At 50.3% G+C, this 26510-nt stretch carries 31 protein-coding genes, 2 riboswitches and 2 other annotated features; of the genes, 12 read left to right on the forward strand and 19 right to left on the reverse strand.

The features are described from left to right. Positions 1-38: 38 nt before the first annotated feature. Complete coding sequence (locus tag PQI28_RS07790) at positions 39-371, forward strand: ArsR/SmtB family transcription factor (RefSeq protein WP_339962917.1); 333 nt, start codon at positions 39-41, stop codon at positions 369-371. Further along, entirely contained in the window at positions 368-868 is a 501-nt protein-coding gene (locus tag PQI28_RS07795) for an SRPBCC family protein (RefSeq protein WP_339962918.1), read from the forward strand. The genes PQI28_RS07790 and PQI28_RS07795 overlap by 4 nt, the downstream gene beginning before the upstream one ends. 45 nt (positions 869-913) lie before the next feature. On the opposite strand, the gene PQI28_RS07800 is transcribed toward PQI28_RS07795, so the two are convergent. The 3 genes from PQI28_RS07800 to PQI28_RS07810 are packed head-to-tail and all read right to left on the reverse strand — an operon-like array spanning position 914 to position 3502. After that, entirely contained in the window at positions 914-1972 is a 1059-nt protein-coding gene (locus PQI28_RS07800) for a threonine aldolase family protein (RefSeq protein ID WP_339962919.1), read from the reverse strand. 55 nt (positions 1973-2027) lie between these two features. Continuing rightward, on the reverse strand, positions 2028-3008 hold the full coding sequence (locus tag PQI28_RS07805; protein WP_339962920.1) for a zinc-binding dehydrogenase: 981 nt from the start codon (positions 3006-3008) through the stop codon (positions 2028-2030). A 2-nt stretch (positions 3009-3010) separates the two neighbouring features. Further along, positions 3011-3502, reverse strand: coding sequence for a lactoylglutathione lyase family protein (locus tag PQI28_RS07810; protein WP_012727473.1), 492 nt, complete (start codon positions 3500-3502; stop codon positions 3011-3013). A 118-nt stretch (positions 3503-3620) separates the two neighbouring features. Here PQI28_RS07810 and PQI28_RS07815 point away from each other — a divergent pair, with 118 nt between their 5' ends. Continuing rightward, positions 3621-3929, forward strand: a complete 309-nt coding sequence (locus tag PQI28_RS07815) for a winged helix-turn-helix transcriptional regulator (RefSeq protein WP_031422089.1) — start codon at positions 3621-3623, stop codon at positions 3927-3929. Between the two features lie 28 nt (positions 3930-3957). Here PQI28_RS07815 and PQI28_RS07820 read toward each other — a convergent pair whose 3' ends face one another. Next, a complete protein-coding gene (locus tag PQI28_RS07820) occupies positions 3958-4338 on the reverse strand; it encodes a VOC family protein (RefSeq protein WP_214784925.1) in 381 nt (126 codons plus the stop codon). 75 nt (positions 4339-4413) lie between these two features. Here PQI28_RS07820 and PQI28_RS07825 point away from each other — a divergent pair, with 75 nt between their 5' ends. Then, a complete protein-coding gene (locus PQI28_RS07825) occupies positions 4414-4896 on the forward strand; it encodes a GNAT family N-acetyltransferase (RefSeq protein WP_339962921.1) in 483 nt (160 codons plus the stop codon). Positions 4897-4911: 15 nt separating this feature from the next. On the opposite strand, the gene PQI28_RS07830 is transcribed toward PQI28_RS07825, so the two are convergent. Genes PQI28_RS07830 through mtnK form a run of 5 tightly spaced genes read right to left on the reverse strand, consistent with a single transcriptional unit; the run spans position 4912 to position 10542 of the window. Next, a complete protein-coding gene (locus PQI28_RS07830) occupies positions 4912-5913 on the reverse strand; it encodes an ABC transporter permease (protein WP_214784929.1) in 1002 nt (333 codons plus the stop codon). Between the two features lies 1 nt (position 5914). Continuing rightward, positions 5915-7288, reverse strand: coding sequence for a sugar ABC transporter ATP-binding protein (locus PQI28_RS07835; protein ID WP_339962922.1), 1374 nt, complete (start codon positions 7286-7288; stop codon positions 5915-5917). Further along, positions 7288-8367 (reverse strand): sugar ABC transporter substrate-binding protein, encoded by a 1080-nt coding sequence (locus tag PQI28_RS07840; protein WP_339962923.1) that lies wholly within the window; start codon positions 8365-8367, stop codon positions 7288-7290. Before PQI28_RS07840 ends, PQI28_RS07835 begins: the two co-directional genes overlap by 1 nt. After that, positions 8360-9394, reverse strand: a complete 1035-nt coding sequence (gene mtnA / locus PQI28_RS07845; RefSeq protein WP_339962924.1) for an S-methyl-5-thioribose-1-phosphate isomerase — start codon at positions 9392-9394, stop codon at positions 8360-8362. Before mtnA ends, PQI28_RS07840 begins: the two co-directional genes overlap by 8 nt. Then, a complete protein-coding gene (mtnK, locus tag PQI28_RS07850) occupies positions 9391-10542 on the reverse strand; it encodes an S-methyl-5-thioribose kinase (RefSeq protein ID WP_224862430.1) in 1152 nt (383 codons plus the stop codon). The genes mtnA and mtnK overlap by 4 nt, the downstream gene beginning before the upstream one ends. A gap of 82 nt (positions 10543-10624) precedes the next feature. Then, positions 10625-10727: riboswitch (SAM riboswitch) on the reverse strand. Between the two features lie 205 nt (positions 10728-10932). Further along, a riboswitch (SAM riboswitch) is annotated at positions 10933-11034 on the forward strand. Between the two features lie 69 nt (positions 11035-11103). Here mtnK and PQI28_RS07855 point away from each other — a divergent pair. Genes PQI28_RS07855 through PQI28_RS07870 form a run of 4 tightly spaced genes read left to right on the forward strand, consistent with a single transcriptional unit; the run spans position 11104 to position 14066 of the window. Beyond that, on the forward strand, positions 11104-12258 hold the full coding sequence (locus tag PQI28_RS07855; protein ID WP_339962925.1) for a 2,3-diketo-5-methylthiopentyl-1-phosphate enolase: 1155 nt from the start codon (positions 11104-11106) through the stop codon (positions 12256-12258). Further along, positions 12255-12905, forward strand: coding sequence for a 2-hydroxy-3-keto-5-methylthiopentenyl-1-phosphate phosphatase (locus PQI28_RS07860; RefSeq protein ID WP_339962926.1), 651 nt, complete (start codon positions 12255-12257; stop codon positions 12903-12905). Before PQI28_RS07855 ends, PQI28_RS07860 begins: the two co-directional genes overlap by 4 nt. Then, on the forward strand, positions 12902-13519 hold the full coding sequence (locus PQI28_RS07865) for a methylthioribulose 1-phosphate dehydratase (protein ID WP_339962927.1): 618 nt from the start codon (positions 12902-12904) through the stop codon (positions 13517-13519). The genes PQI28_RS07860 and PQI28_RS07865 overlap by 4 nt, the downstream gene beginning before the upstream one ends. Before the next feature lie 13 nt (positions 13520-13532). Next, positions 13533-14066: a cupin domain-containing protein gene (locus tag PQI28_RS07870; protein WP_339962928.1), complete on the forward strand. Its 534-nt coding sequence runs from the start codon at positions 13533-13535 to the stop codon at positions 14064-14066. 38 nt (positions 14067-14104) lie between these two features. On the opposite strand, the gene PQI28_RS07875 is transcribed toward PQI28_RS07870, so the two are convergent. Further along, positions 14105-14935: a TerC family protein gene (locus PQI28_RS07875; protein WP_339962929.1), complete on the reverse strand. Its 831-nt coding sequence runs from the start codon at positions 14933-14935 to the stop codon at positions 14105-14107. A gap of 254 nt (positions 14936-15189) precedes the next feature. Here PQI28_RS07875 and folE2 point away from each other — a divergent pair, with 254 nt between their 5' ends. Then, positions 15190-16101 carry a GTP cyclohydrolase FolE2 gene (folE2, locus tag PQI28_RS07880; protein WP_214784951.1) on the forward strand — a complete coding sequence of 304 codons (912 nt, stop codon included), beginning with the start codon at positions 15190-15192 and terminating at the stop codon, positions 16099-16101. 41 nt (positions 16102-16142) lie between these two features. Here folE2 and PQI28_RS07885 read toward each other — a convergent pair whose 3' ends face one another. From PQI28_RS07885 to pta, 3 genes are all read right to left on the reverse strand, one after another. Beyond that, a complete protein-coding gene (locus tag PQI28_RS07885; protein ID WP_158024803.1) occupies positions 16143-16310 on the reverse strand; it encodes a hypothetical protein in 168 nt (55 codons plus the stop codon). Beyond that, positions 16307-16606 (reverse strand): rhodanese-like domain-containing protein, encoded by a 300-nt coding sequence (locus PQI28_RS07890; RefSeq protein WP_074035656.1) that lies wholly within the window; start codon positions 16604-16606, stop codon positions 16307-16309. The genes PQI28_RS07885 and PQI28_RS07890 overlap by 4 nt, the downstream gene beginning before the upstream one ends. Before the next feature lie 104 nt (positions 16607-16710). Further along, a complete protein-coding gene (pta, locus tag PQI28_RS07895; RefSeq protein ID WP_214744764.1) occupies positions 16711-17700 on the reverse strand; it encodes a phosphate acetyltransferase in 990 nt (329 codons plus the stop codon). A 338-nt stretch (positions 17701-18038) separates the two neighbouring features. On the opposite strand from pta, the gene hemQ reads away from it, so the two are divergent. Next, positions 18039-18815 (forward strand): hydrogen peroxide-dependent heme synthase, encoded by a 777-nt coding sequence (gene hemQ, locus PQI28_RS07900; RefSeq protein ID WP_214759859.1) that lies wholly within the window; start codon positions 18039-18041, stop codon positions 18813-18815. A 75-nt stretch (positions 18816-18890) separates the two neighbouring features. Next, on the forward strand, positions 18891-19037 hold the full coding sequence (locus PQI28_RS07905; RefSeq protein WP_012727492.1) for a hypothetical protein: 147 nt from the start codon (positions 18891-18893) through the stop codon (positions 19035-19037). Here PQI28_RS07905 and PQI28_RS07910 read toward each other — a convergent pair. Next, positions 19022-19978, reverse strand: a complete 957-nt coding sequence (locus PQI28_RS07910) for an ATP-grasp domain-containing protein (protein WP_339962930.1) — start codon at positions 19976-19978, stop codon at positions 19022-19024. The two genes, PQI28_RS07905 and PQI28_RS07910, sit on opposite strands and share 16 nt — an antisense overlap. Before the next feature lie 152 nt (positions 19979-20130). Between PQI28_RS07910 and PQI28_RS07915 the strand changes: the two genes are divergently transcribed. After that, positions 20131-21621, forward strand: a complete 1491-nt coding sequence (locus tag PQI28_RS07915; protein ID WP_214784959.1) for a potassium/proton antiporter — start codon at positions 20131-20133, stop codon at positions 21619-21621. A gap of 41 nt (positions 21622-21662) precedes the next feature. On the opposite strand, the gene trpA is transcribed toward PQI28_RS07915, so the two are convergent. From trpA to trpD, 5 genes are read right to left on the reverse strand one after another with little or no spacing between them, the layout of a single operon-like run. After that, a complete protein-coding gene (trpA, locus tag PQI28_RS07920) occupies positions 21663-22430 on the reverse strand; it encodes a tryptophan synthase subunit alpha (protein ID WP_214784961.1) in 768 nt (255 codons plus the stop codon). After that, positions 22427-23614 (reverse strand): tryptophan synthase subunit beta, encoded by a 1188-nt coding sequence (gene trpB, locus PQI28_RS07925; RefSeq protein WP_214784963.1) that lies wholly within the window; start codon positions 23612-23614, stop codon positions 22427-22429. The genes trpA and trpB overlap by 4 nt, the downstream gene beginning before the upstream one ends. Continuing rightward, positions 23611-24165, reverse strand: a complete 555-nt coding sequence (locus tag PQI28_RS07930; RefSeq protein ID WP_214784965.1) for a phosphoribosylanthranilate isomerase — start codon at positions 24163-24165, stop codon at positions 23611-23613. The genes trpB and PQI28_RS07930 overlap by 4 nt, the downstream gene beginning before the upstream one ends. Further along, positions 24141-24902 carry an indole-3-glycerol phosphate synthase TrpC gene (trpC, locus tag PQI28_RS07935; protein ID WP_214784967.1) on the reverse strand — a complete coding sequence of 254 codons (762 nt, stop codon included), beginning with the start codon at positions 24900-24902 and terminating at the stop codon, positions 24141-24143. The genes PQI28_RS07930 and trpC overlap by 25 nt, the downstream gene beginning before the upstream one ends. Then, complete coding sequence (gene trpD, locus PQI28_RS07940) at positions 24899-25888, reverse strand: anthranilate phosphoribosyltransferase (RefSeq protein WP_339962931.1); 990 nt, start codon at positions 25886-25888, stop codon at positions 24899-24901. Before trpD ends, trpC begins: the two co-directional genes overlap by 4 nt. 55 nt (positions 25889-25943) lie before the next feature. After that, positions 25944-26171: a binding site (T-box leader), on the reverse strand. A 48-nt stretch (positions 26172-26219) separates the two neighbouring features. Beyond that, positions 26220-26449: a binding site (T-box leader), on the reverse strand. Positions 26450-26510: the final 61 nt, after the last annotated feature.

Genomic DNA, 26510 nt, shown 5'->3' on the forward strand with positions numbered 1-26510 from the left:
AATTGGGAATATTCAAAATAAGAGGACGGTGACGAGAAATGGAAGAGAAACTGGCTTCTTTGTTTCAAGCGTTAGCCGATCCGAATCGGTTACGGATGATTGAATTGTTACGAAAACAAGAGTGGACGGTCGGAATGATGGCAAATCAGCTTGGAATCAGTCAACCGCAGACGTCGAAGCACTTGCGAATTCTATATGATGCAGGTCTTGTCACGGTAACGATTGATGCCAACCGCAGACGCTATGCGCTCAAGTCTCAAGCACTCGAACCGTTAGATGCTTGGCAGACCTATATCGCGCGGGAAACAGAGCGTCTCGATCGATTGGAATCGTTTTTAGCGGAGTCACAACGAGAGGAGAGTCAATCATGAGTACGGTCAAATCACATGTAGAGGGCACGACATTGATTATGGAACGTCTGTTCAAGGCACCGCGGCAACTTGTATTTGAGGCATTCTCGACACCCGCACATTTGGAGAAATGGTGGGGACCGGCTGGATGGGAGACGAAAGTATACAGCTTCGACTTCAAACCAGGTGGGATTTGGCACTACTGCATGACGTGCGTCGACAACAATCAAGGTGACTTTTACGGTATGGAATCATGGGGCAAATCGACCTTTATCGAGATTGAGCCCTACTCCCGAATCGTCTATACGGATGCGTTCTCAGATGCGGACGGACACGTCAATCCGGACTTACCTGTCATGACCATCACGAATGAGTTTCTCGATACACCGGAAGGCACGTTGTTCATTAGCCGCTCCGAATTCCCGAATGAAGAAGCTCTCCAACAAGTCGTCGAGATGGGGGCTGTCGAAGGATTCACTTCTCAGCTCAATCGTCTCGAAGCGATTGTCAGCCAGTAAAAAAAACATGCACCGTTCCGGAAAAGGAATGGTGCATGTCTTGGTTTATCTGAGCTGTCGAAACAATCCGTCAAGCTGTTCTGATGTGATTTCTTCAAACGTATCCCCAATGCTGACTTCGGTTGAACAAAACCCTTCTTTTTCAACGAGATATCCCGTAATGCCCACCCCAGTTTTTTCTTGAATGCGCGCAATGTTCTCACTTAGTTCTTCCTTCTCCCCTTGAAAGTGGAGGTGGAACATATTTGTGACCGGGACGAGTGGTGTCGTCCAGACGCCGTCGAGTTCGTTTAAGTGTGCCGCCAACTGCACGGCATGATCCCGATACCGGACCATCTTGTCTTTCCGTAACTCATAATAATAATCGGAAGAAAGAATATACGGATAAAGGCTGATCAAGTCACCGCCATAGCGTCGCTTCCATACCTTCGACGTATCACAAAATGATTCCGGTCCAGCAAGGATGGCACCGGCAATCCCACCGATTCCTTTATAAAACGAGACGTATACGCTATCAAAAAGTGCACAGATTTCAGATGCTTCTTTTTCGTAATACGGTAGCGATTCGAACAGTCGTGCCCCGTCCAGATGTAGATAGATCCCTTTCTCACGACAGTGCTCATGAATTGCCACAAGCTCCTCGAACGTCGGCAATTCCCCGCCGATTTCCCGTTGTGGCAGTTCGAGCAGTAGACACGCGATGTCTGGCAACGCTTGAATCTCTTCGAGTGTCATCAACCGATTTTCGTCCCCGACTAAAATCGGTTCGATGTGGTGTAACTCCTTCAAGCCATCCTGCTCATGGATTTCAAGGTGGCAGAGCGGATGATACGCGACCGTGTTCTTCCCTGTTTCATCACACCAAATGCGTAACGCGATTTGTTGCGCCATCGTGCCACTCGGAAAGAATACCGCCGACTCTTTCCCAAGAACTTGTGCCATCTTCTCTTCAAACTGTCGAATCGTTTTCCCCTGTCCATACTGGTCACTCGGCTCATCGTCACGCACCTGTTCAAACGCACGTTTCAATACCCCGACTTCCCGTTTGCCGTGACCGCTCAACTGAACATCTGTCTGTCGATACGTGTCTGCTAATCGCTCCATACATTCTCCTCCTCGACAAATAAGCTCCCTGTCAGTATAACAGGGAGTTCTCTACTCAGTCGCGAATGCGGACGATGAGTTTACCGCGCACTTTCCGCGTTTGTAGTTTTTCGAGACCTTCTTTCAACTGGTCGAACGATAACACTTCTGTCACAAGATCGTTCAGTTCACCTGCATCGAGCAAGCTCATCATCTCTTCGGCCATATACGCCAAGTTGCGAATCGCATGTTCGTCCTCGCTCGCATGTGCCGCTCCGAGTGCCACTTCATGAATCGAAGGGGATAACGTGAAGCCTTTCATGTTCGTCATATCTGGTGGACCGGCGATATAGGCGAGGTGTCCGCTGAACGCGAGACGATCGAGGTCTGATGTCGCAACGTCGCGACCGACCGTGTTCAAAATCAAGTCGACACCACGTCCATCCGTCTCTTCCATGATTCGTGTCGTCACGTCTTCCACGTTATAATCAATCGCCACGTCCGCCCCGAGTGACTCTACCCACTCAAAGTTTTCAGGAGATGCCGTCGTGAACACTTTTAATCCGAGGCGTTTTGCGAGCTGAATCGCAAAGCCACCGACACCGCCCGCTCCAGCGTGTACGAGAATCGTCTCCTTGTCTCGCGTGTTCAGCTTCTGCATGACCGCTTCATAAGCCGTCATTCCGGCACACAGAATCGAGGCCGCCGCCTCATCACTTACACCTTGCGGAACAACCGCACACGCTCGGGCATCGACGACCGTATACTCGGCGAATCCTCCATATTTCGAAAGATCCGTATGAACGGCTACACGCGAACCCGTAATGATGTTGGCGATACTCGAACCGACCTCAACGACTTCTCCGACGAGGTCGACACCGAGAATATGTGGATATGACCAATTCGGATTTCCGTTAGATCCGACTTTATAGTCGACCGGGTTTAAGGCGACCGCTTCGACACGAATCAACAGTTCTCCGGCTCCAGGTGTCGGACGCTCGATGTCTCCAATGTGCAGATGATCTAGACCAGGTTGGTCGAGTAGCCATGCTTTCATGTTTAATAAGCTCCTTCCGAATATGTGAGTTCGTATGAATGTGAATAAATTTCAACGAGGTTACCGAATGGGTCTTCGCAGTACACCATGCGATACGGCTTCTCGCCTGGATAGTATTCGCGAATCGGCATCCGTTGTTTGCCGCCATGTGCGACAATCTTCTCGACAAGCCCTTCGATGTCAGGATCTTGTACACAATAATGGAAAATCCCTGTCTTCCAAAACTCGAAGTTGTCTTCTGGTGTCTCGTTATTCGGGAACTCGAATAACTCGATTCCAATACCGTCTCCTGTTGACATATGGGCGATTCGGAATTTACCCCAGCCTGGTCCGAAGACGTCTGTACACATCACGCCGATTGGTGAATCATCTTCGACGACATCTGATGGTGTCATGATGGTATACCACCCCATCACGTCCTCATAAAATTTTACGGCCTCGGTTACGCTCGGCACAGAAAGACCGATGTGTGAAAATGTTCTTGGATACGTCATGTTTCATCTACTCCTTTTTGTTTGCTCAATTTAGCGGATAACGATAAGATACTGTCATTGAAGCAAGAAAAAAAGTACGCACATTGAAGTAACTACCCGAAAGTGAGGCTCTTTGAACATGACCACATCGTTCCCCGTCAACCGTGCACTCGAGATTATCGGCGGCAAATGGCGCCCTCAAGTGTATTGTACGCTTCAAGATGGACCGCTCCGTTTTTCTGACATTCAACGGGCGATTCCTGACGTCAGCCGAAAAGTGTTGACCGACCAATTGCGTGAACTCGAGCAACTCGGTATGGTTCGCCGTGTCGACTATTCGACCGAAAAGCACCTCCATGTCGAGTATTCATTGACTGAAGATGCGCTCGGCCTGCAGCCCGCCATGAATGCCCTTTGTTCATGGGGAGAGTGCCACGACAACAAATAATCCCGAGCCACATGGCCCGGGATTATTTTTATGAAGCGAACAAACTGATCAAATTCCCATCCGCATCGTACAGGATGGCGTAACGTTGTCCCCAAAACGCATCCCATGGGGCTTTGTGTGACGCATATCCTTGTTCAAGTACCTTGTCATATAATCGGTCGAGCGCCTCACGGCTTTCACATAAGAAGGCAAGCTCGATTCGATGCCCGTCTGCCTGTTTCCATTCCCCGTATACTGATTCGGCCACTTCTACCGTATCGAACGCGAGACGCACGCCTCCTTCGTCAATCTCTACATGCGCTTCCCCGTTCATCGCTTCTGGAATCTCAAACCCAAGCGCACGATAAAAGTCGAGCGACCGCTTCATATCCGTCACGACGATCCCGACCATGTCCAATTTGACTGCCATCACGTTCCCTCCCCTTGTTTTCATGATACGATTTGAGTGTAGCATGACCACTTCGATCAGAGACGAGGAATTTTTATGAGTCATATGTTTCATCCACTCACCCAAGAGCAAGCCGAACTGATTGCTTTCGAGTGGCGCTATGAAGGCGAATACGCGTTTTACAATATGGATGCCGACGAGGAAGACCTCGCCTTATTTTTAGATGCGGATGAACGGGGAGACACGACGTTCGCCATTCTTGAGGACGACGATCTCATCGGCTTTGTCACGTTGCAATTCGAGTCAGCAGAAACTGTTTCCATCGGTCTTGGCATGCGTCCTGATTTGACAGGAAGCGGCAACGGACATCGATTCCTCACTTCAATCCTTACTTGGATCGAGGCGACATATGGGACTCGCACAGTGCATCTTGCCGTCGCCACGTTCAACAAACGGGCCATCCGGTTATACGAGTCGCTCGGTTTCATCCCACAAGACACGTTCATGCAGGAGACGAACGGCGGTGTGTATCCGTTTCTCACAATGACGCGTGAACAAAGCGAACCCCCGAACACTTGATGTCCGGGGGTTTTGTCATGTCCGCTGTTTCTTTTGAATATAAGAAAGACCGAGCGCTCCAATCAAAATCGTCCCTTTGACGATATCTTGCGCATAATACGGCACGTCCCACATCGTCAGTCCGTTCAAGAGGATTCCGATCAAAATAGCTCCAATCAACGTCCCGATGACGTTCGGACGTCCTGTCCCAAAGACGGCGTAACCGATATAAGCAGCCGCGACAGCGTCCATCAAGAGGGGCGCCCCAGCCGAAACTTGCCCCGTGCCGATCCGAGATGCGAGAATGATGCCACCGATGGCCGCAAACAACCCGCTGAGCACGTAAGCGTACAACTTGATCCGATTCACGGCAATCCCGGAGCGGCGGGCCGCTTCTGCGTTCGACCCGACGTAATAAAACTCTCGCCCTGTCCGTGTATACGTTAAAAACAAGTGAGCCCCAATGAAGAACAACAGCATAAGTAGGGCGACGAACGGAATTGGACCAATCGTTCCTTGACCGATGAATAAGAACGACGGAATGAAGCGTCCTGGCGCCGTCCCCCCTTCAATCGGCATGTTGTCATAAATCGAGAATCCTTTCGTATACGTCAACTGAATCCCATTAATGACGTACATGATGGCGAGTGTCGCTAGTAAATCCGGTAACCGGAATTTGATTGTGACGAGCGCATTCAATAATCCGACGAGAATCCCCAGTGCGAGCGGAATCAGTAGGGCGACGAGAAGCTCTTGTCGATGAAGGACAAGGCTTGCCGCTGCCCCGATTGTCGCGAGACTCGCCGTCGACCCGACCGATAAGTCGAAACCGCCGACGATGAGCGAAAACGTGACGCCAAGAGCAAGTAACGACACGATTGAAACTGATTTGATGATGTCACTAAAGTTTGCATACGTCAGAAATTGATCGTTCGTCACGGTAAAGACTGCGATCAACCCAATGATTGCAAGTAACGTCCCGTATTGACCGATCTGACCGCTGATTCGTTTTCGTTCCTTGACCACTAATTGTGCCATGTCATGCGCCTCCTTTCTCTACAAATTGTCCACGGTCGAGCCAAAGAATCCGATTGGCGACCCGTTCAAGTTCATGTCGCTCACTTGACGTGAACAACACGGTTTTCCCTTGTTTCGCGAGTGCAATGACGCGTTCATACACATCTTGCTTCGCTGCAATATCAATTCCTTTTGTCGGTTCGTCGAGCAAATAGATGTCGCGGTCGTCGAGTAACCATTTGCTAAAGACGACCTTCTGCTGATTTCCACCACTCAGCTCACCGACCGCTTGTTTCACGTTCGCATAGCGAACGCGAAGCGATGCCAATACGTCAGAGACCCCATCGGTCTTTCCTGCGACAGAAATCACATTCCGCTCAATCGTCTCGTCTAGAAATAATCCGTGACGACGTCTCTCCTCCGGAACGAGTGCAAACCCTAAACGTACGGCGTCTGTTGGTTCTTTGATCACGTGTATTGTTCCATCAACCGTGATCGATTGACGAAGCCCAGAAAGACCGAACAAGGCTTCTACCAGTTCCGTCTTCCCGCTTCCCGTCAATCCTCCAATCCCGAGCACTTCCCCACGGTACGCTTCAACGGAGAGATTCGTTCCGAACGCAGGGAGAGTCAACTGCGCGGATAAGCGACTCTCCTCCTCAGGGGTTGCCTTTTCTTGTGTCCCTTCAAATGTCGTCCCACTCAAAAAGGTTTGAACGGCTTCCGTGGAAAGGGGTTGAAACGGTCCCTCATATACGACGCGTCCGTCTCGAAGAAACGTAGATGTTGACGTGACGCGCGTCAGTTCGTCTGACCGGTGTGTGACCAGCACAATCCCCACCCCTTCTGCCGCCAGCGTTTGTAATAATTCAAGCAAGGCATCGGCATCCGTTTCCGACAAGGCAGCGGTCGGTTCATCGAGTAATAAATACTTGGCATCACTCTCAAGCGCCCGAGCGATAAGCAGACGTTGCTTTACGCTGAGCGGGTAGTGACCGGCCGGACGCGTTGGATCGATGTCTAAACCGACCCGGGATAGCACGTCTTTTGCCCGCTGTTTCAACAGTTGTGGGCGAATCCGTTTCACCGTCTGCCAGGGGAGAACATTTTCGTATACAGGCAAGTCCAAATAGAGCGCATCATCCACTTCTTGCGATACGGTGATGATGCCTTGACGAATCGCTTCCGCCGGTGTAAGACGTGTGGTCGTCCCATCAATGGACAGTTCACCGGACGTCGGTTCGACCGTGCCGTTCAGCAGTTTGATCAGCGTACTCTTACCCGCCCCGTTCAGACCGAGGAGTCCATGAATGTCTCCCGGTTTTAGGCTGAACGATAGCTGATCGAGTACGGTCACGTCACCATACTGTTTCGTGATTCGTTCCAAGCGAATCATCAGTCCGTCTCCTTCATCCAGTTCGACCATGCCGCATTCGACTCACCCCAACCCGGAACGTATTGTCCGAGGTCACTCATTGTGACAGGTTCATTCGGCAAGACGTCACGGTCCACTAAATACGGATCGACCGAGTGAATCGAAGGGGTTTCTTCCCCAACCACTTTTTGATAAGCGTAACGGACTTGGATGCGACCGATTTCAGCAGGATCCGTCGCGGCCGTCACGCCCCACGGACTCCCATCTTCTTGCATGAGTTGTAGGTCTTCGTCACTCAAGTCAATTCCGTAAACAGCAATCTCGTCACGTCCCGCCTGCTTGATGGCACGGCTCGCCCCTTTTGCGAACTCATCCCACATCGCAAACACCGCATCGATTTCGCCTTCCGGATACTTCTTCAAAATCGCCTCCATCTGACTTTGCGTATCGAGCGCTGTATTATTCGTCGCCGAACCGAACTTTGCAACTTCCTGGATGCCCGGATAGCGTTTTAAGAACGCGTCATAAATCGTATGACGACGTTCCATCGGCGTGAATCCGCCGACCCAGATTGTGACGATGTTCCCTTCCCCGTCCAAGTCTTCTGCGAGAGCTTTGAGTGAACGCCAAGCGAGGGAATAATCATCTTGGTCGATGACTGTCACCCCTTCATTCGTTAAATCGTTATCGAATGCGACGACTTTGATGCCCTTGTCGAGCGCCCGTTGAACAGGCTCTTTCAAGGCATCGGCACGTCCGTGGTCAATTAAGATCACATCGACCCCTTGCGTCGTCGCCGTATCGACATAACTCGCCATCTTCGATAAATCATTATCGGCGTTATACACTTTCACGTTGCCACCGAACGCTTCGACTTGCTCGGTCACCCCTTCGATATATTGCGAAGAGAACGTCCCAATCGACATCTGCATGACGAGGGCGACTTTTAGGTCTTTCGGAAGCGTCTCATTTGATACGCTGACTGTTTTCGTCTCCATTTTATTTGTTGTCGCGGTCGTTTTCGGTTGCGCCTGTTCGTTCGTGCATCCAGCAAGTGCTAAGATGACGGTCAACAGGAAGAAGATGATTTTTTTAGACATATGCGTTTCCTCCTACGTGTTGTACAATGACCGACTCGGTCGGTTCGAGCACACCTGTCTCTGTGATCAGACCGGTGATGAGTTCTGGTGGGGTCACATCAAACGCCGGATTGAAGACGGTGATGCCGACGAGTGCCGTCGGGTGTCCCCCGATATGGGTCACTTCATGCGCGTCCCGTTCTTCGATTTGAATCGTGTCGTCTGCTTCCAAATCAAACGTCGAATGCGGGGCTGCCACATAAAACGGGATGCCGTAATGCTTCGCCAAAATCGCGAGTTGGAGTGTCCCGATCTTGTTCGCCGTATGACCGGTACGGGTGATGCGGTCCGCCCCGACGATGATGGCATCGATTTGTTTCGTCTGAATTGTCCATGCGGCCATGTTGTCCGTGATCAATGTGACGTCGATGTCTGCCCGGTCGAGCTCCCACACCGTCAACCGTGCCCCTTGAAGCAGTGGACGAGTTTCCGACGCGAATACACGAAACGGGATGCCTCGTTCTTTTCCGACGTAAAACGGAGCAAGCGCGGTACCGTATCGTGACGTCGCAATGGCACCGGCGTTACAAATCGTCAATACGTTCCCTCCAGCAGGTAACACGGTCAACGCATGCTCACCAATCGTGCGATACGTGGCCACGTCTTGTTCATAGATTTCAATCGCACGCGCTTTGATGGCTTTTGCAATCTGTTCAAAGTCCTCCCCCACATTCAGTCGAAGGAGTGATTCGATGACATGTTGTAAGTTGACCGCTGTTGGTCTTGTCGCAATCAACCGTTGACCAACCTGATTCAATTGGAGATGAAAATAGGGATTGTCTTGCAGGCGTGACGCTTCTTTCGCAAGAACGAACGCCCCAAAATAAGCGATGGCCGGCGCACCCCGGACTTGAAGCGACTTGATCGCCTGTTCGGCCTGTTCGAGCGTCAACACTTCGATATAGCGCTCTTCTTGCGGCAACAGCGTCTGATCTAAAATCGTCAACACTTCCGTGTCGGCATCGAAATGTATACTTTGCACACTCATACCCGCACCTCCGATAGAACCGGGATCAGCTGGTCGATCGATTGAATCTGATGACGCTGTTTGATGAGACGCGTGCCGAGTTCTAGGGCATGACGTTTCCGTTCGATACGAAGGTCGTCTGGCAATGTTTCCAAGTCAGCGACGCCCGCTAGACCGACCGTCCGACGAATCAATTCGCAGCCCGCGTAGCCAATCGCATCACTCAAAATCGATGGCAACAGTTCGTCCACGAATCCTACTGTGTTGAATGGCTCGACCGCCTGTGTGAAGCGTGTACGGAACGTTTTTTCGAACGTTTCCCAGACAGTGAGCACTTCTGTGAAGCGTTCGAACCGCTTCAACGGATGTGCATACGTCGAGAACACCAAATGGGCGATGATTTGACCGATGTCAAAACCGAATGGACCATAAAAGGCAAACTCAGGATCGATGATTTTTGTTTCCTGACGCGTCGCAAAAATGCTTCCAGTATGTAAATCCCCATGTAGCAACGCTTCGTGTTTAGTCACGAACCCGACCTTCAATTTCGTCACTTCAATTTTCAAGGCGAGGTCTGACCAAAGCTGCTCCACGTCTAAACGAAGAGCCGTTTCGATTTGATTCGATTCTGCATCACGATACGGATCAGTGAAGATCAGTTTTTCTGTGATATCGCATAGCTCTGGATTGTAATACTCTTTTTCGATTTGTTTCTTGGCGAGCGGTCCTTTCGCATAGTCAGATGTCGCAAACAACGTTTCCCCGAGGAATGTACCGACGTGACGCGCCAAATTCGGATAGCTCTCCCCTTTTAGGAAACCCGTCCGGACGATTTCAAACGCTGACAAGTCTTCTAAAATCGTATAGGCGAGTTCACGATCGCTCCCGAGTACATCTGGTACGAATTGTGGTACGACTTTTGAAAACTCACGGAGTGCCAGTTGTTCGATCCACGAACGGTCAAGCGTGAGCGGCCAGCTCTCTCCAACGACTTTTGCGTACGGCAACGCCTGTTTCACGATTAATGACGTTTCTCCTTGACGAATGCGAAAGACGAGATTTAAATTTCCATCTCCGATTTCCTCACATTCTGCAATCCCCTCTTCTAGTAACCCCAACTGTCGAACGTGTTCGACGACACTTTGTTCTGTAAACGCCTCATAAGCCATGATGATTTTCCCCTTTCTTGAATCTATGCATGAAAAAAGCCCCTTTCTCCGCGAGAAAGAGGCACACCCAAATTGGTTGTTCCTCTCATCTTTCAGACATATGTCTGGTGGATGTAGCACCGTGCCAAATGGTCGGTTGCTGCGGCGTCTTAGGGCCAATTCCCTCTGCCAACTCGCGATAAGAGTAAATGATGTAATTGTGTTTGACGTGTTGAGACGAATATTACGGACTAGGCACGCTAGTTGTCAATCCTCTATTTTCGGTCGACTCCCTATTTTTGACACGCATATATAGAAACATTATTTTCAAACTTTTTTTCTCAAAAAAAGGAATTGACGAGTGAGCGATTCTATGTAAAAATTCAATTAAATTTCACAACTTCACAACTATTCTTATCAAGAGCAGACGGAGGGACAAGCCCGATGATGTCGCAGCAACCGACCAGAAATGGCACGGTGCTAATTCTTGCAGCTATCGCTGAGAGATAAGAGTTCATTGTTTTCGAATGACCTCTTGCCTTGGCATGAGGTCATTTTTGTTTGACCTGAAAGGAGGAACTTATGGGAATCATCGCTACTTATGAAATCAAACATACCGATCACGTCGAGCACGTGGCTGAAAAAATCGCACATGAGCTGACCGTCGGCACATGGACCGAATTGAACCATCTCGAGCAGCATCAACTACAGGCATTCCGCGGTGAGGTCATCGATACCTCCCAACAGGAAACTACGAGTCGCTTCTCGATTCGTTACCCGCTACATAATGTGACGCCGGACTTTTCGTCCATTCTGACGACGACATTCGGAAAGCTGTCGCTCGACCCAAGCGTCCAACTTGTCGACCTAACGCTCCCAAACGAGCTCGCATCGGACTTTCCGGGTGCCGCATTCGGAGTCGAAGGTGTCCGCGACATCCTTCGAGTATACGACCGACCGCTCGCCATGAGCATCTTCAAAGGCGTCATCGGGCGTGACCTTGATTTTTTGGCGACACAACTTCGTGACCAGTTTACAGGTGGCATCGATCTTGTGAAAGACGATGAGATTTTATATGACAATCCGCTCACCCCATCGCTCGAACGGGCTCGGATTGGAGCATCGATCATTCAAGAACACCAAGAACTAACGGGTCGTTCCGTTCTATACGCCGTCACGTTGAGCGGACCCGTTTTCACCTTACGCGACCAGGCGAAACGTTTGATTGAGGCAGGCGCGACCGCACTTTTGTTCAACGTGTATACGTACGGGCTCGACGCGTTACGGGAACTCGCTAAAGATCCCGAGATTCACGTCCCGATTTTGGCACATCCCGCTTTTGCAGGAGCGTTGACCGGATCGATTCGTCATTCCCTCCTTTTCGGGAAACTGATTCGACTCGCCGGGGCGGACTTGACGCTTTTCCCGTCACCATATGGTTCACTGTCGACACCGAAAGACGAAGCAGAACAGATTCAAACTTACGCGACAGAACCTCATTGGACGAAACCGATTCTGACGGTCCCTTCTGCCGGAATTCACCCAGGACTCGTCCCGGATTTGATTCGTGACTTCGGAACGGATGTCGTCATCAATGCCGGCGGTGGGATTCATGGGCATCCCGACGGTGCGGCTGCCGGAGCGAGGGCATTCCGCCAAGCAATTGACCAGGCAATCGGTAAGACGAGCGAGACCGATGCGTTATCGACCGCGTTGGATGCGTGGGGTACGCGATGAGTACGCACGTCATCTGTGATTTCGACGGCACCATCACGGAAGAAGATAACATCATCGCGTTGATGCGACGCTTCGCCCCACCTGAATGGGTCGAACTCAAAGAAGGTGTTTTGAACCAAACGCTCTCCATTCGAGAAGGCGTCGGTCAAATGTTCAGCCTGCTCCCGAGTCATCAGCAAGCTTTGTATCATGACTTTCTGCAGTCAACCATCACGCTTCGGTCAGGGTTCATCAAGTTTTTACAAGAGACACAGTCACTTGGCTTTCGATTTGATGTCGTCAGTGGCGGTATGGACTTTTTCGTCCATCCGATTCTAGAAGGTCATGTGGCACCGGAACACATCTACTGCAATCACGTTGATTTTTCAGGGGAGACGGCACGTGTCATATGGCCTCATTCATGCGATGCCCATTGCTCGAATGATTGCGGATGTTGCAAGCCGACGATTGCCCGACAGATCGTCTCACCTACCGATACGTTGATCGTCATCGGGGACTCCGTCACCGATTTTGAAATCGCCAAACGTGCCGACGTCGTGTATGCGCGGGGTCAACTGATTTCACTTTGCGAGGCGGAAGGAATCCACTATGTTCCGTTCGAGACATTCTATGACATTTCAGCTCACATGAAAGGAGTGAACGTATGACCGTACAAGAACAATGGGTAGAACTCGCCGACATTAAAGACGAGCTTGCCGCCCGGGACTGGTTCCCCGGGACGAGTGGCAATCTGGCGATCCGCGTATCGGACGACCCGTTGACGTTCCTCGTAACGGCAAGCGGTCGTGATAAACGAAAGCGCACCAATGAAGACTTCGTCCTCGTCGATGCGACCGGTCAATTGATGGGAGAGCAAACAGGCAAACCGTCCGCGGAGACGTTGCTACACGTCGAAATCTTTAACAAGACGAACGCAACCTGTTCCCTTCACGTGCACACGGTCGACAATAACGTCATCTCAGAGCTTTACGCGGCGAACGGACATGTCACGTTCACGGGTCAAGAAATCATCAAAGCACTCGGCTATTGGGAGGAAACGGCAAGCGTCCGGATCCCCATTATCGAGAACCATGCGGATATCCCGACACTCGCCCATGCATTTGCCCCACATGTCACAAGCGAAGCCGGTGCCGTCCTCATCCGGAACCATGGGATCACCGTTTGGGGCGAAACACCCGCTGCAGCAAAACGTTATTTAGAAGCATATGAATTTTTATTTAGCTACTCATTAAAATTACGCGCCTTAGGCGTCCATTCATAAGGAGGAATTCAACATGGCAACGATTTATTTTCAACAAACCGAAGAACGTGTCAGTGATCAACAAGAGGTACGTGACTTTTTAGACTCACGAGGCATCCTTTACGAAGCATGGGATATCGCGAAATTACCAGCTTCCCTTCAAGAAAACTATCAACTGACAGATGAAGACAAAGGCGTCATTTTATCGACGTTCCAAGACGAGATTCAAGACGTATCGACGCGACGTGGTTATCAAACGGCTGACGTTATTTCCTTGTCTGATGCGACGCCAAACTTAGACGAACTGCTCGTCAACTTCCAAAAAGAACATCACCATACGGACGACGAGGTTCGCTTCATCGTCAGTGGTCACGGCATCTTTGCGATTGACGATGCAGAGCGCGGATACTTTAATATCGAGCTCAATCCGGGTGACCTCATCTCGGTGCCGGTCAACACGCGTCATTACTTCACGTTGCAAGAAGACCGCCAAGTCGTCGCCGTTCGTATTTTCGTGACGACCGAGGGCTGGGTGCCGATTTACGAAAAAGAGAATGTGCAGGCATAAGAAAAGGTCTCTCGCTTAAAAACGAGAGACCAATTTTTTTAATGTTTGACCGCTGTCGGTTTCGATGAGAACCAGCCCCATGTCGCAATCCCGACCATGACTGACCAGAAGAAGATGGTCCAAGCTGTCGAGTGGACGAACCCGTCTGGGAGTCCCATGAATTCGAACGGCGTACCGGCAATCAACTCTTTGAACCCTGGGTGCTCGAGTACGAGAACCGTCAATTTGACCCCGACCCAACCGACGATGATGAAGGCGGCCGTTTCAAGTGTAGGACGCTGATGAAGCAACTTGACGAAAATACGTGCTGCAAATCGCATCAAGACGACCCCGATGAGTCCACCTGTCAACACGACGAAGAACTGACCCGAGTCAATCCCACCGATTTCACCAAGACCGAGCGGTGGCAAGCTGACCGCAAGTGCGACCGCTGCCAAAATCGAATCGACCGCAAAGGCGATGTCTGCAAATTCGACTTTCGCAACAGTGAGCCAAAACTCTTTCTTCGATACCGGCTTTTCTGTGACAGCCGTCTCTTCTTTCGCTTCGGCCGCCAAATCCTGTTGCGGCTCCATCTTCCTCGCCTTATAGGTCATATACAGGTGTCGCGCACTCATTCCGATTAAGTAAAGTGCACCGAGTGCCTGTACTTGCCATACATTGATCAAGAACGAGATCAAGAACAATGCGATAAATCGGAAGACGAACGCCCCTAAGAGTCCATAGAACAATGCCTTCTTCTGCTCTGTACGCGGCAAGTGTTTGACCATGACGGCCAAGACGAGCGCGTTGTCTGCAGATAACAAGCCTTCCAAACCGACGAGTACGACGACGATCCAGGCATACTGCAGAACTAACTGCCAATCCATAAAAACATCTCCTTTTTTCTTTCAGTTCCTTCATATTTAACAGTGATCTATTTTTTAAGTTCACAGGACCATTTTATTCCCGTTCACAAAGTAAATCAATCCTCTTTGTTCAATATCTGAAGGATTTTTTTGCAATTGCATATTGAAAACATGTTATGAGAGCAAAATCATACCCGTTCAGCCATCATTTCGTGATAAAATCCTAACAAGAACGAGTGGTCCTTTGAACCGCTCTAAAAAAGGAGAATCCGATTATGTCTACAAGCCATGTCGCTTTACCTACTAAAGCAGAACGACATAAATTGTTCGGGTCGGTCCCACCGATTAAAGGAACAAAGCCGACCGAGAAAGAACAGATGGTCGATTTACAAAATACACCGAAAAACTTCTTATTCGCCCTCGACAGTGTCGGCATCTCAAATGTGAAGCACCCTGTGAACGTCGAGACGCCAGAAGGGGTCCAATCAACGGTCGCTACATTCGAATTGACGACATCGCTCGTTCAAGATCGTAAAGGAATCAACATGTCCCGTTTGACTGAACAGCTCGACGCGTACCATCAACAAGGATGGACGGTATCGAACGGTTCGTTGATCGAGTTCGCACAGGAGCTTGCCGAGCGTATGGAACAAACGGAAGGCCAATTGACAATCCGTTACCCATGGTTCTTCACGCGTAAAGCACCTGCGACAGGTCTTAGCGGTTTGATGAACGCAGACGTCATGCACCGTGTGACGTACAACCTTGAAACGGGCGTCGCAAACGTGACGGTCGGTCTCGTCATCAACGTCACAACGCTTTGCCCATGTTCAAAAGAAATCAGTGAGTACAGCGCCCATAACCAACGTGGATACATCACGATCGAAGCAGGTCTTGATGAAACGTCGATGGACGGATTCGACTGGCGTGCGGCACTTCTCGATGCAGCGGAGTCGAACGCCTCAGCACCACTCCATCCGGTCCTCAAACGTCCGGATGAAAAACGTGCGACTGAAATCGCGTACGAAAACCCACGTTTCGTAGAAGATATGGTCCGCTTGATCGCGGCTGACTTGTACGAGATGAAAGAAGTCGTGAACTTCTTCGTCGAATGCCGTAACGAAGAATCGATTCACCAACACGATGCCATCGCATCGATCACATTCGATAAGCGTCAAGACGCATAAAAAAATGCGGAACCTCTTTTGCAAGATGGTTCCGCATTTTTTTATAGACTTGTCACGAGTTCAATCGTCAATAAGATGATGATGAGCATCACCCAGACTGCCCAGACGAGTCGCCACTTCTCCCAGTCAAATCGCTTCATCACCGCATAGACAGTAAGGTAAAGCGCGATGAGAAGCGGTACGACGACCCAAGGATTTTCTAACATCACGCTTCGATGTCGCCATCCCAAGCGAGCATCCCGCCGTCGACGTTGACGACTTTGTAGCCTTGTGACTCTAAGTAATCACACGCTGTTTGACTTCGTCCACCTGAGCGACAGATGACATGATACACATTGTCTTGTGCCAACTTTTCTGTCACATGTGGGAATTCAGATAGTGGATAGAGCGGTACGTTCGGGATATGCCCTGCATCATATTCATCTTGTTCGCGCACATCGATGATATGGAGAGACTCCCCGTTCTCTAACTTTTCTCGTAATTCCGTTGCATGAATGCTTTGCATACATAGCTCCCCTTTCGATAATAGATTCCTCTTTTAGTTTACCTCAGCTACCATTCAAAAAAACACAAAAAAAGCACCCTTCTATTAAGAAGGATGCTCCCAACTTACGCTTCGTTGCGCTCGTCGATTGCTTGTGCTGCTGTGATGAGCGTCAATTTGTAGACGTCCTCTTCGTTACAGCCACGTGATAAGTCGTTCACTGGTTTGTTGAGACCTTGAAGGATCGGGCCGATCGCTTCGAATCCACCGAAACGTTGAACCATCTTGTAGCCAATGTTTCCTGCTTCAAGACTTGGGAAGACGAATACGTTCGCCTTACCAGCTACGTCAGAACCCGGGGCTTTCTTCGCCGCTACGCTAGGGACGAATGCCGCATCGAATTGAAGTTCTCCGTCGATTGGAAGGTTCGGTGATTTTTCTTTCGCAAGACGTGTAGCTTCCACGACTTTCTCTGTTTCAGGTGACTTTGCAGAACCTTTCGTCGAGAAGCTGAGAAGCGCGACTTGTGGGTCGATGCCGAAAGTCTTCGCTGTCGCTGCAGACAAGAACGCGTTCTCTGCTAAGTCTGCTGCATCCGGTGCGATGTTGATTGCACAGTCCGAGAAGACGTATTGCTCGTCATCACGTACCATGATGAACACACCTGACGTCTTTTTGATACCTGGTTGCATCTTGATGATTTGAAGTGCCGGACGTACCGTATCGGCCGTCGCGTGCATCGCGCCTGAGACAAGACCTTCTGCTTTTCCTGTATGAACGAGCATCGTTCCGAAGTAGTTCACATCTGATGTGAGGAGTTCGCGCGCTTGTTCAGCTGTCGCTTTCCCTTTACGACGCTCGACGAATGATTCGACGAGAACATCGATGTCTTCGTATGTCGCTGGGTCGTATTGTGTCAAACCTGAGATGTCGAAACCGTGTTTCGCCGCAACCGCTTCGACGTCTGCTTTCGCACCGACGACGATCGGTTCTACCATACCGTCTGCTTTCAATCGAACAGCTGCTCCAAGAACACGCTCATCGACGCCTTCTGGGAAGACGATCGTTGGACGAATCGGACTGACTTTTTGCTTCAACGTTTCAAATAATTTCATAACGAATGAACCCCTTTTCTCAATTTACAGCATGACTGCTAGTGGTTTTGCCGTTGACTTGTGTCTTTACGCGATTTCAATTATACACAGTACCCTTTTTAAAATAAACTATTCTGCCCATTTCGCCATAAATCGCTTAGAATCAATCATTATATGAATAGAACAGTTTTGACAAATCGACTGATACAGCCATTTTTGTAGCCGTTTTCATGTTTCTGTCCTCTGTTCTTTACCCTTCGTGAATCGTGATAACCCTCACAGTGTCTCAAAGTTGCCAGTCAGTGAAGCGTGTATGGTAAAATAGACGGCGAAGCCAAGTCCCGAAAGGAGATTTTTTTATGTCAGAACGTCCAGTACCTACAACAGATACACAACATGCCGCCGCCACGTTAGACGGATGGTATACACTTCATGATTTCCGCACAATCGATTGGGCTCGTTTGAAGCTCGTCGACGCCGAAAAGCGTCAACACATGATTGACGAGTTCACTGCGTTCCTCGCCTCACTTGAAGAGGTTGAAGCAAAAGGTGAAGGAAGCCACGCCTTCTACTCGATTCTCGGTCAAAAGGCAGACCTCGTCTTGATGGTGCTTCGCCCGACATTCAACGAACTTGAAGACGTCGAGCGTGCATTCCGCAAAACAGCGCTATACGACTATATGATTCCGTCGTATTCGTACGTGTCGGTCATCGAGCTCGGGATGTATCGTGGATCTGGAGATGGGGACCCATATCAAAACCCTCATATCCGCTCACGTCTCTACCCGACGCTTCCAAAAGCCGCGCACATCTGTTTCTATCCGATGAGCAAGGCTCGTCGCGACGGTGACAACTGGTACATGTTGTCGATGGATGAGCGCAAAGACCTCATGTATCGCCACAGCATGATCGGCCGTAGCTACGCCGGTAAGATTCAGCAGTTCATCGGTGGATCGACTGGATTCGATGCATGGGAATGGGGCGTCACGCTCTTCGCTGAAGATTCACTTCAGTTCAAGAAAATCGTTTACGAGATGCGTTTTGACGAAGTGAGTGCAAAATACGGTGAGTTCGGTGACTTCTACGTCGGAAACATCTTACCGAAAGAAAATCTGAGCACATTCTTTAGCGTGTAAAAGGTTTACGCGTATAGCACCTCGGGAATTAAGGATGATGTAAGCAAGTTATCCTAATCAACGAGGTGAACAACGATGCGCGTGTTCAAAGAAACCGATCGTGACACTGCGGAACGTTTAGATTCGTTCATCGAACGAATGGCACCGACAGCAGAATTAGTCCAACATCGATTTGAAGAGCAACTTAAACATACACAGCAAAAGGGTCAGGCGAGCGCCTGACCCTTATTTTGTCGTGTGACGTGAAGTGCGTCGCCTAAGAAAGTAGCCAATTCAAGCATCCCATAGCGCCCTGCTTTCGCTTCAGCGTCGGAATTATAATTCGTATTCGTATTGACGTCGTAGGCGTAGACGTTACCGTCTCGGTCTCGGATAATCTCAATTCCGGCGATATCAATCTCATTCGCTTTCAGGAACTGTTCAAGCTGTGAAATGATCGGGTCATCGAACCCTTCGACGATTTCAAACTTCGCCGGTGGCGTCTCCCCGACTGGGCAGAACTGGTCTTCAATCGAGCAGGCATCTGCCGGGCAGAGCTGGAATCCTTCCGATGTATCGACACGCACCGCATAAAGGAACTTCCCACCGATGAATTCACAACGGGTAATATACGGCTCTGGGGCTTCGATATATTGTTGGATGAGCGTGATGCCGTCAACCGAGTCCTCAAACGAGGGACCGTATACATATTCCTTCAATCCTTCGATCGTATAGAACAATTGGACACCAAGTCCTTTTCCGGCACGATTATGTTTCGTGATGAACGGTGTCATGTCTAGCTTTTCAGCCGCCTCGATGATTTGGTCTTTACCGACCGCCGCAATCGTCTTCGGCACACGAATCCCTTCGCGGCGAAGCGCCGTGTACTGATTGACTTTGCTTACTTCTAGGCGGATGGCACGCGTTCCGTTGAACACGGTACGGTCATGCGCTTCTAGCCAAGCAAGGACACCTTCCGTCAATTCGGGTGCATACCGATGCCCGCGTGTGTGCGAAGAAGCACTCATGCGATTATAAAAGACACCTTCCGGGGGCGTTGCTTCGAGATCAATCGTCCCTTGGTCCAAGTGCCATAATTCATAAGGCAACTGTAGTTCTTCTAAGCGATGAACCAGATGGTTCGTCCATTCTTCGTTCTCATGAATGACGTGAATTTTAGACATCATCATCCCTCCCTATTCTTGTTCTCACTTTACCATACCCATAACTTATAATTCCAATGTGTAAGGTTGGTCTAATCGTCAATTCTGAAATATCAGACGATTTCATGGTATAATGAACCTAAGAGTATTGTTTTAGAAAGGAAGTGTTGTGTTTGCCCGTACCTGTCATCAGTACTGATGTACTCATTTTACTCTTCGGTCTCCTCCTTGTAGCCGGTGTCATGGCAACGCGAATCTCGACTCGCTTCGGCTTGCCTGCCTTGATCTTGTTTATGGGGATCGGCATGATCATGGGAAGTGATATTACCGGTCTCATCTTCTTCGACGACTCCAACCTGGCACAGCTGATCGGGGTAGCCGCCTTGATTGTCATTTTGTTTGAAGGGGGTCTTCAGACGAAATGGTCATCGATTCGGAGTGTCCTCGCGCCAGCTGCCTCACTTGCGACATTCGGTGTCTTAATTACCACGACCGTCGTCGCTGTAGCCGTTCGTTTCGTATTTGGTTTCGACTGGATTGAATCTTTCTTATTCGGTGCGATTATCGGTTCGACCGATGCGGCTGCCGTCTTCGCTGCATTTAAAGGTAAGAACATCTCACCGAAAGTCGGTGCGACACTCGAAGCCGAGTCCGGCACGAACGACCCGATGGCGATGTTTTTGACGATTCTCGCTCTCGACTTCATGATGAAGCCAGGCACGACCATATGGGATGGCATTTGGATGTTCATTCTTCAAATCGTTATCGGGGCCCTCATCGGCTTTGTCCTCGGTCAACTGTCCCGCCTCATGTTGAACCACCTGAGACTAGAGTCGAGTGGACTTCATGCCGTCCTCATGATTTCGATGGCATTCCTCACATATGGTGTCACGGCTTACTTATTGGGAAGTGGACTGCTTGCCGTGTATATCGCCGCCATGATTGTCGGAAATGCGGATACGGCGCATGAAGTGACGATTGTCCAATTCTCGGAAGCACTTGCATGGATCATGCAAATCATCATGTTCGTCATTCTTGGGTTGCTCGTCTTCCCTCGTCAACTCATCGAACCGGACTTGATTTGGAAAGGACTACTCATTTCATTCGTCCTCATGTTCGTGGCTCGTCCGATTGCCGTCTATTTATCGACGCTCGGGATGGCTTTTACGAGAAAAGAAAAATTCTTTATTTCATGGGCTGGTTTAAAAGGAGCCGTACCAATCGTCCTTGCAACCTTCCCGCTCATTGCCGGCACTGAAAATAGTCAACTGTTATTCAACGCCGTCTTTTTCGTCGTCGTGACGAGTGCCTTGATTCAAGGAACGACGTTGACGCCGCTCGCTGAAAAATTGGGGTTGCTCGGACCGGACAAAATCCGTTCGCCGTATACGATCGCCCTCGTCTCGAGTAAACAGTCTCAACATAAGCTCGTTCCTTATGTTGTCACGGAGAGCTCCTCGATGATCGGCAAAACGTTAGCGGATATCACGCTCCCACCGAACACCGTCGTCAATGCCATCGTCCGAAACGAATATTTGATTCCACCAAATGGACAGACATCCATCGAGGAAGGCGACCTACTATATGTGCTCGCCTCGATGTATCGTCATGATCAACTAGACCAATCATTTGGTGAAGACGGTCTCGACCGAGTGGAACTATGAGTAAACGAATAACCGGCGCCTCAATCGAAGCGCCGGTTTTCTTATGCATGTATGTGCTTTGCCGATTGGATCAACGTCTCGACGTCATCTGTTCGTCCTTCATGAAGTGCCTCGACGATGAAGCTCCCGACGACGACACCATCACATGCTTGTCCTAACGTCTGTACTTGCTCCGGACGATGTACGCCGAATCCTGCCAAGACAGGAACGCGTGACTGCTCTGTCAATCGAGTCAAATAAGCGAGTAACTCGTCCGGAAACACATCGGCTTTCCCAGTCGTCCCTTTGAGCGTGACCGCATAGACGAATCCTTCCGCTTTCTCTAGGATGGATGCCGTACGCTCTTCGCTACTTGTCAATGTAACGAGCGGGATGACGGCGACGTCATGCCGGTCGATATCTGCGAATAATTGGAGACTCTCTTCAAACGGGAGATCCGGAATGATAACCCCGCTTACGCCACATTCATTCGCCCGGTCAAAGAACGGTTGAACCCCGAACCGAAACACTGGATTCAAGTATGTCATCAAGACGATTGGAACGTTAAATTGATCATTTCCTTCTATTAAATGGTTTAATACCATTTCGAGCGTCACACCTGCTTCAAGAGCACGCATTCCTGCCGCCTCAATGATTGGACCATCTGCCACCGGATCGGAGAAGGGAATTCCGAGTTCAATCGCCGTCGCACCCATCCGTTCTAGTTCTACGATGGTCGGGATGAGTCGGTCCATCCCGCCATCACCAGCCATGATATATGGGACGAATGCTGCCCCTTCTCGCTCTCGAATCGCTGTTTCTAGTTTCATCGTGTCGCCACCTTCTCTCGGATTGTGTGGACGTCTTTGTCTCCGCGCCCTGATAAACAAATCACTAATGTTTCGTCCTCACCCATCGTCTTCGCGAGCGTCTCCGCATAAGCGAGAGCATGTGAGGATTCTAAGGCAGGAATGATGCCTTCTTGTCGACTGAGTGCAAGACACGCATCGAGTGCCGCGTCATCCGTGACGGCTGCGTACCGCACCCGCTCGATGTCTTTCAAGAAGCTGTGCTCTGGTCCTACCCCCGGATAGTCGAGCCCGGCTGAGATTGAATGTGCCTCCTCGATTTGACCGGCCGCATCTTGCAACACATACATGAGCGAACCATGTAAGACACCGACTTTCCCTTTCGTAAGGGTTGCCGCATGTTTATCTGTATCAATGCCACTGCCTGCCGCCTCGACACCGTAGAGGGCGACCGACTCATCGTTCAAGAACGGATAGAACATGCCCATGGCGTTACTTCCTCCTCCGACACAAGCGACGACGGCGTCTGGGAGACGTCCGGTCTGTTCGAGGATTTGACGACGCGTCTCTGTCCCGATCACGCTTTGGAAGTCACGAACCATCTGCGGGAACGGGTGCGGTCCGAGTACAGAGCCCATCACGTAATGCGTATCGTCGACATGTTTGACCCAGTAACGAAGCGCTTCATTGACGGCATCTTTTAACGTACGGCTGCCTGATTTGACAGGGACGACTTTCGCTCCGAGCAGTTCCATCCGAAAGACGTTCAACGCTTGGCGCTCGACATCGACCTCACCCATGAAGATGGTGCACTCTAAATCGAGTAATGCACATACCGTCGCAGTCGCGACGCCGTGCTGACCGGCACCTGTCTCCGCGACGACTTTCTGTTTCCCCATCCGTTTCGCGAGGAGCGCCTGCCCGATTGTGTTATTGATTTTGTGGGCACCGGTATGGTTCAAGTCTTCCCGTTTCAAATAAACGTTCGTCCCGAGGCGACGACTCAAGTTCGATGCATAATAAAGTGGCGTCTCACGTCCTACGTATTCACTTAATAAAGAAGAGAAGCGTTCTTGAAACTCAGGGTCTTGCTTCGCCTCTTCGTAAGCGACCTCTAATTCTTCGACCGCTTGCATGAGCGTCTCCGGAATGTACTTCCCACCATATTGTCCAAATTTCCCGTTCACTGGTTGTGCATACATCATAGTTCCTCCTTGGCGCGTTGAATGAACGCACGAATTTTTTCGATATCTTTCACACCGTCCGTCTCGACACCGCTCGAGACGTCGACGCCGTCTGGTTGAATCGTTTGAATCGCTTGTCTCACATTATTCGGGGATAGGCCGCCCGCTAGCCAAAACGGACGTTCCGGCCGATCGATTGCGTCCCAGTCTAATACTTGCCCACTTCCCGGATTCGGATGATCCATCAATCGGACATCCGCCGTCTCCTCGGTCGACGCATCGATAATCGGTAACCCGAAGATGCGGAGTTCTTCCATTGATTGTGTCCGATGGTGAATTTGTAAATCCGTCAGCCCCACGTCCATCGCTTGCTCGATGTCTTCCATTGAAGGACTTAAAAACACACCAACGATTCGAACCGATTCCGGGATCTGTGTAGCTAGCGTCTTTGCTGTCGTCACGTCGATTTGACGAGAACTTGGCGCGAATACGAACCCGATGGCATCCGCCCCCGCCTCGACCGCTGCTTGGACAGCTTCTTCTGTCTTTATTCCACAGATTTTAACGAACATGTTTTCAACTCCTCGAGTAGCCGGGTCGGGTCTTCTTCACGCATGAGTGCTTCCCCGACGAGAATGGCGCTTGCCCCGGCTTCTTGTAAGCGTGCAGCTGCCTCGACTGTGCTGACTCCACTTTCGCTGACGAACGTGACGTCGGGGTAGCGTTTCATCAAATCGATCGATGTCTCGAGGGATACCTCGAACGTTTTTAAGTCTCTGTTATTGATGCCAATCAACACGTCATCGAGTTCGAGTGCAATGCGTAACTCTGCCTCATCATGTACTTCGACTAAGACGTCGAGACCAATGGAGCGGGCATATCGCGTCAACTCGTGGAGGCGTGTCGGATGAAGGGCTGCCACGATGAGAAGTGCGACACTCGCCCCGTAATGCTTCGCATAGTCGAGTTGTCGTTCATCGATGATGAAATCTTTACAGAGCACCGGGATTGTGACGACGTCGGCGACTTGTCGTAAATCGTCAAAGGAACCGTTGAAATACGTTTTGTCTGTCAGAACGGAAATCATTGTCGCACCGGCTTGTTCATATTGACGAGCTCGTTCGGCGACGTCGACCGTTTCTCGAATCATTCCTTTTGAAGGAGACGACCGTTTAATTTCCGAGATGATATGGAATCCATCATTCATCATAGTTAAAAGAGCGACCGGTTTTGTCACAGCAACATCAATGGGCTGCATGCGACTAACCTCTTCGATTTTCGTTCCGATGATTTTCGTTAAATAACTCATGCCTCTACCTCCGTACGTTGTAAGTGTTGTAACACGCGCAATGCGTGTCCTTCGTCAATGCTTCGTTTCGCCTCTTTCACTCCCTCCCGGAGCGTTGAAGTCGTGCCGTACGTACAAAGGGCCAGCGCCGCGTTCAGTAAGACGACGTCTCGTGCCGGACCTGTTTCTCCGTTCAACACGGCGAGCAGTGTCGCGGCGTTCTCTTCCGGTGTCCCTCCGCGTAATGCTTCGAGTGGCGCCCGCATTAAGCCGACATCTCGTGGGTCGACCGCGTAACGCGCCGTCTGTTCCCCATCAAAGAAGTACACATCGTTCACACCAGCAAGGCTCGCTTCATCGAGACCTCCCGCACCGTGTACGACCATGCCACGCTCTACGCCAAGATGCCGCATCGCGGTCGCCATTTTCTCAAGTAGCGACGGATGATAAACACCGATCAATTGTCGTTTCGGACGAAGCGGATTCGTCAACGGTCCGATTTGATTGAAGATGGTCGCCGTCGCGAGTCGTTTCCGGACCGGCATGACGTGCTTCATAATCGGATGGACATGTTGGGCGAAGAGGAAACTCAAATTCGTTCGCTTCAAGTCAGCATGTACTTCTTCTGCCGTCTTCACGATTGGAACGTTCAATGCCTCGAGGACGTCGGCGCTTCCCGATCGACTCGATACGCTTCGGTTTCCGTGTTTGGCGACTGGAATGCCGAGACCGGCTAGGACGAACGCGACGGTCGAACTGATGTTGAACGTGTGCGCCCCATCGCCGCCAGTACCACACACATCGAGTACCGGTAAATCAGTCGGGGGGAACTGTGCCGCTTCACGGATGTACGCTGCGAGTCCCGCCATCTCTTCTGCCGTCTCCCCGCGTTCTTTCATCGCGAGTAGCACACGTTCGATTTGCGCCTCATCCGCTTGGAACATCTCGCTTGCTGCCACTTTCATATCTGCTGTTGATAATGCGTTTGTCTCCAATTGTTGAATCATCGTCTGTTCCCCCTCTAAAAATGTGTATAAAAAAACTCCACACGACAGTCGTCGTATGGAGGACGGTTTGAGACCGCGGTGCCACCTCTCGTTGATTCCAAAGAATCCACTCTCCGATGCAATCACATCGTATCCCGATAACGGGGGAAACCGTCACGACCTACTTCATTCAGCCATGCTCTCATGAGCCCATTCACGCGGACGCCTCGGTCAGGATCTCACCACCCCTGACTCTCTGGACGAAACGTCTTCTCGCGCTACTCTTCTCAATCCTCGATTTGTGTTATTGAAACGAAAAAAGGGTCACCCGTCTCCTCATAGTTTACGCTACAAGAAGGACGAGTAACCCCGTGGTGCCACCTTCGTTGGTTCTAACAGAACCCACTTCACGGACAATCATCCGCTTCCCCGTGATAACGGTGGGTAACCCGCTAAAGCCTACTCAAAGTTCGGTTTAGAGCTCAGAAGTCCATTCGCGACGTCCTATATACTGATTCGCACCACCCATCAGCTCTCTGTCATACAGGATTCGTCGTTACTTCTCTTCGTCGACGCCTTTATTCGTTTCAGTTAAGTTAACTCGTACTATACAGGGCGGATGAATCCATGTCAAATAAAAAAA

This window comes from Exiguobacterium sp. USCH10, assembly GCF_037619445.1.
Taxonomy (GTDB): domain Bacteria; phylum Bacillota; class Bacilli; order Exiguobacteriales; family Exiguobacteriaceae; genus Exiguobacterium; species Exiguobacterium aestuarii_A.

What these genes read in the sequence shown, in the direction of transcription:
- PQI28_RS07890 (WP_074035656.1), bottom strand. Translation starts at nt 16,606, where the DNA reads ATGCAAAGCATTCATGCAACGGAATTACGAGAAAAGTTAGAGAACGGG.
- PQI28_RS07930 (WP_214784965.1), bottom strand. Translation starts at nt 24,165, where the DNA reads ATGTTCGTTAAAATCTGTGGAATAAAGACAGAAGAAGCTGTCCAAGCA.
- trpC (WP_214784967.1), bottom strand. Translation starts at nt 24,902, where the DNA reads ATGAGTTATTTAACGAAAATCATCGGAACGAAAATCGAAGAGGTTAGT.
- PQI28_RS07910 (WP_339962930.1), bottom strand. Translation starts at nt 19,978, where the DNA reads ATGTCTAAAATTCACGTCATTCATGAGAACGAAGAATGGACGAACCAT.
- PQI28_RS07825 (WP_339962921.1), top strand. Translation starts at nt 4,414, where the DNA reads ATGAGTCATATGTTTCATCCACTCACCCAAGAGCAAGCCGAACTGATT.
- PQI28_RS07905 (WP_012727492.1), top strand. Translation starts at nt 18,891, where the DNA reads ATGCGCGTGTTCAAAGAAACCGATCGTGACACTGCGGAACGTTTAGAT.
- trpD (WP_339962931.1), bottom strand. Translation starts at nt 25,888, where the DNA reads ATGATTCAACAATTGGAGACAAACGCATTATCAACAGCAGATATGAAA.
- folE2 (WP_214784951.1), top strand. Translation starts at nt 15,190, where the DNA reads ATGTCTACAAGCCATGTCGCTTTACCTACTAAAGCAGAACGACATAAA.
- trpA (WP_214784961.1), bottom strand. Translation starts at nt 22,430, where the DNA reads ATGAAACTAGAAACAGCGATTCGAGAGCGAGAAGGGGCAGCATTCGTC.
- PQI28_RS07805 (WP_339962920.1), bottom strand. Translation starts at nt 3,008, where the DNA reads ATGAAAGCATGGCTACTCGACCAACCTGGTCTAGATCATCTGCACATT.
- PQI28_RS07820 (WP_214784925.1), bottom strand. Translation starts at nt 4,338, where the DNA reads ATGGCAGTCAAATTGGACATGGTCGGGATCGTCGTGACGGATATGAAG.
- PQI28_RS07860 (WP_339962926.1), top strand. Translation starts at nt 12,255, where the DNA reads ATGAGTACGCACGTCATCTGTGATTTCGACGGCACCATCACGGAAGAA.
- PQI28_RS07840 (WP_339962923.1), bottom strand. Translation starts at nt 8,367, where the DNA reads ATGTCTAAAAAAATCATCTTCTTCCTGTTGACCGTCATCTTAGCACTT.
- PQI28_RS07830 (WP_214784929.1), bottom strand. Translation starts at nt 5,913, where the DNA reads ATGGCACAATTAGTGGTCAAGGAACGAAAACGAATCAGCGGTCAGATC.
- trpB (WP_214784963.1), bottom strand. Translation starts at nt 23,614, where the DNA reads ATGATGTATGCACAACCAGTGAACGGGAAATTTGGACAATATGGTGGG.
- PQI28_RS07870 (WP_339962928.1), top strand. Translation starts at nt 13,533, where the DNA reads ATGGCAACGATTTATTTTCAACAAACCGAAGAACGTGTCAGTGATCAA.
- PQI28_RS07815 (WP_031422089.1), top strand. Translation starts at nt 3,621, where the DNA reads ATGACCACATCGTTCCCCGTCAACCGTGCACTCGAGATTATCGGCGGC.
- hemQ (WP_214759859.1), top strand. Translation starts at nt 18,039, where the DNA reads ATGTCAGAACGTCCAGTACCTACAACAGATACACAACATGCCGCCGCC.
- PQI28_RS07865 (WP_339962927.1), top strand. Translation starts at nt 12,902, where the DNA reads ATGACCGTACAAGAACAATGGGTAGAACTCGCCGACATTAAAGACGAG.
- PQI28_RS07800 (WP_339962919.1), bottom strand. Translation starts at nt 1,972, where the DNA reads ATGGAGCGATTAGCAGACACGTATCGACAGACAGATGTTCAGTTGAGC.
- PQI28_RS07795 (WP_339962918.1), top strand. Translation starts at nt 368, where the DNA reads ATGAGTACGGTCAAATCACATGTAGAGGGCACGACATTGATTATGGAA.
- PQI28_RS07875 (WP_339962929.1), bottom strand. Translation starts at nt 14,935, where the DNA reads ATGGATTGGCAGTTAGTTCTGCAGTATGCCTGGATCGTCGTCGTACTC.
- PQI28_RS07855 (WP_339962925.1), top strand. Translation starts at nt 11,104, where the DNA reads ATGGGAATCATCGCTACTTATGAAATCAAACATACCGATCACGTCGAG.
- PQI28_RS07810 (WP_012727473.1), bottom strand. Translation starts at nt 3,502, where the DNA reads ATGACGTATCCAAGAACATTTTCACACATCGGTCTTTCTGTGCCGAGC.
- PQI28_RS07790 (WP_339962917.1), top strand. Translation starts at nt 39, where the DNA reads ATGGAAGAGAAACTGGCTTCTTTGTTTCAAGCGTTAGCCGATCCGAAT.
- mtnK (WP_224862430.1), bottom strand. Translation starts at nt 10,542, where the DNA reads ATGGCTTATGAGGCGTTTACAGAACAAAGTGTCGTCGAACACGTTCGA.
- PQI28_RS07835 (WP_339962922.1), bottom strand. Translation starts at nt 7,288, where the DNA reads ATGATTCGCTTGGAACGAATCACGAAACAGTATGGTGACGTGACCGTA.
- mtnA (WP_339962924.1), bottom strand. Translation starts at nt 9,394, where the DNA reads ATGAGTGTGCAAAGTATACATTTCGATGCCGACACGGAAGTGTTGACG.
- pta (WP_214744764.1), bottom strand. Translation starts at nt 17,700, where the DNA reads ATGAAATTATTTGAAACGTTGAAGCAAAAAGTCAGTCCGATTCGTCCA.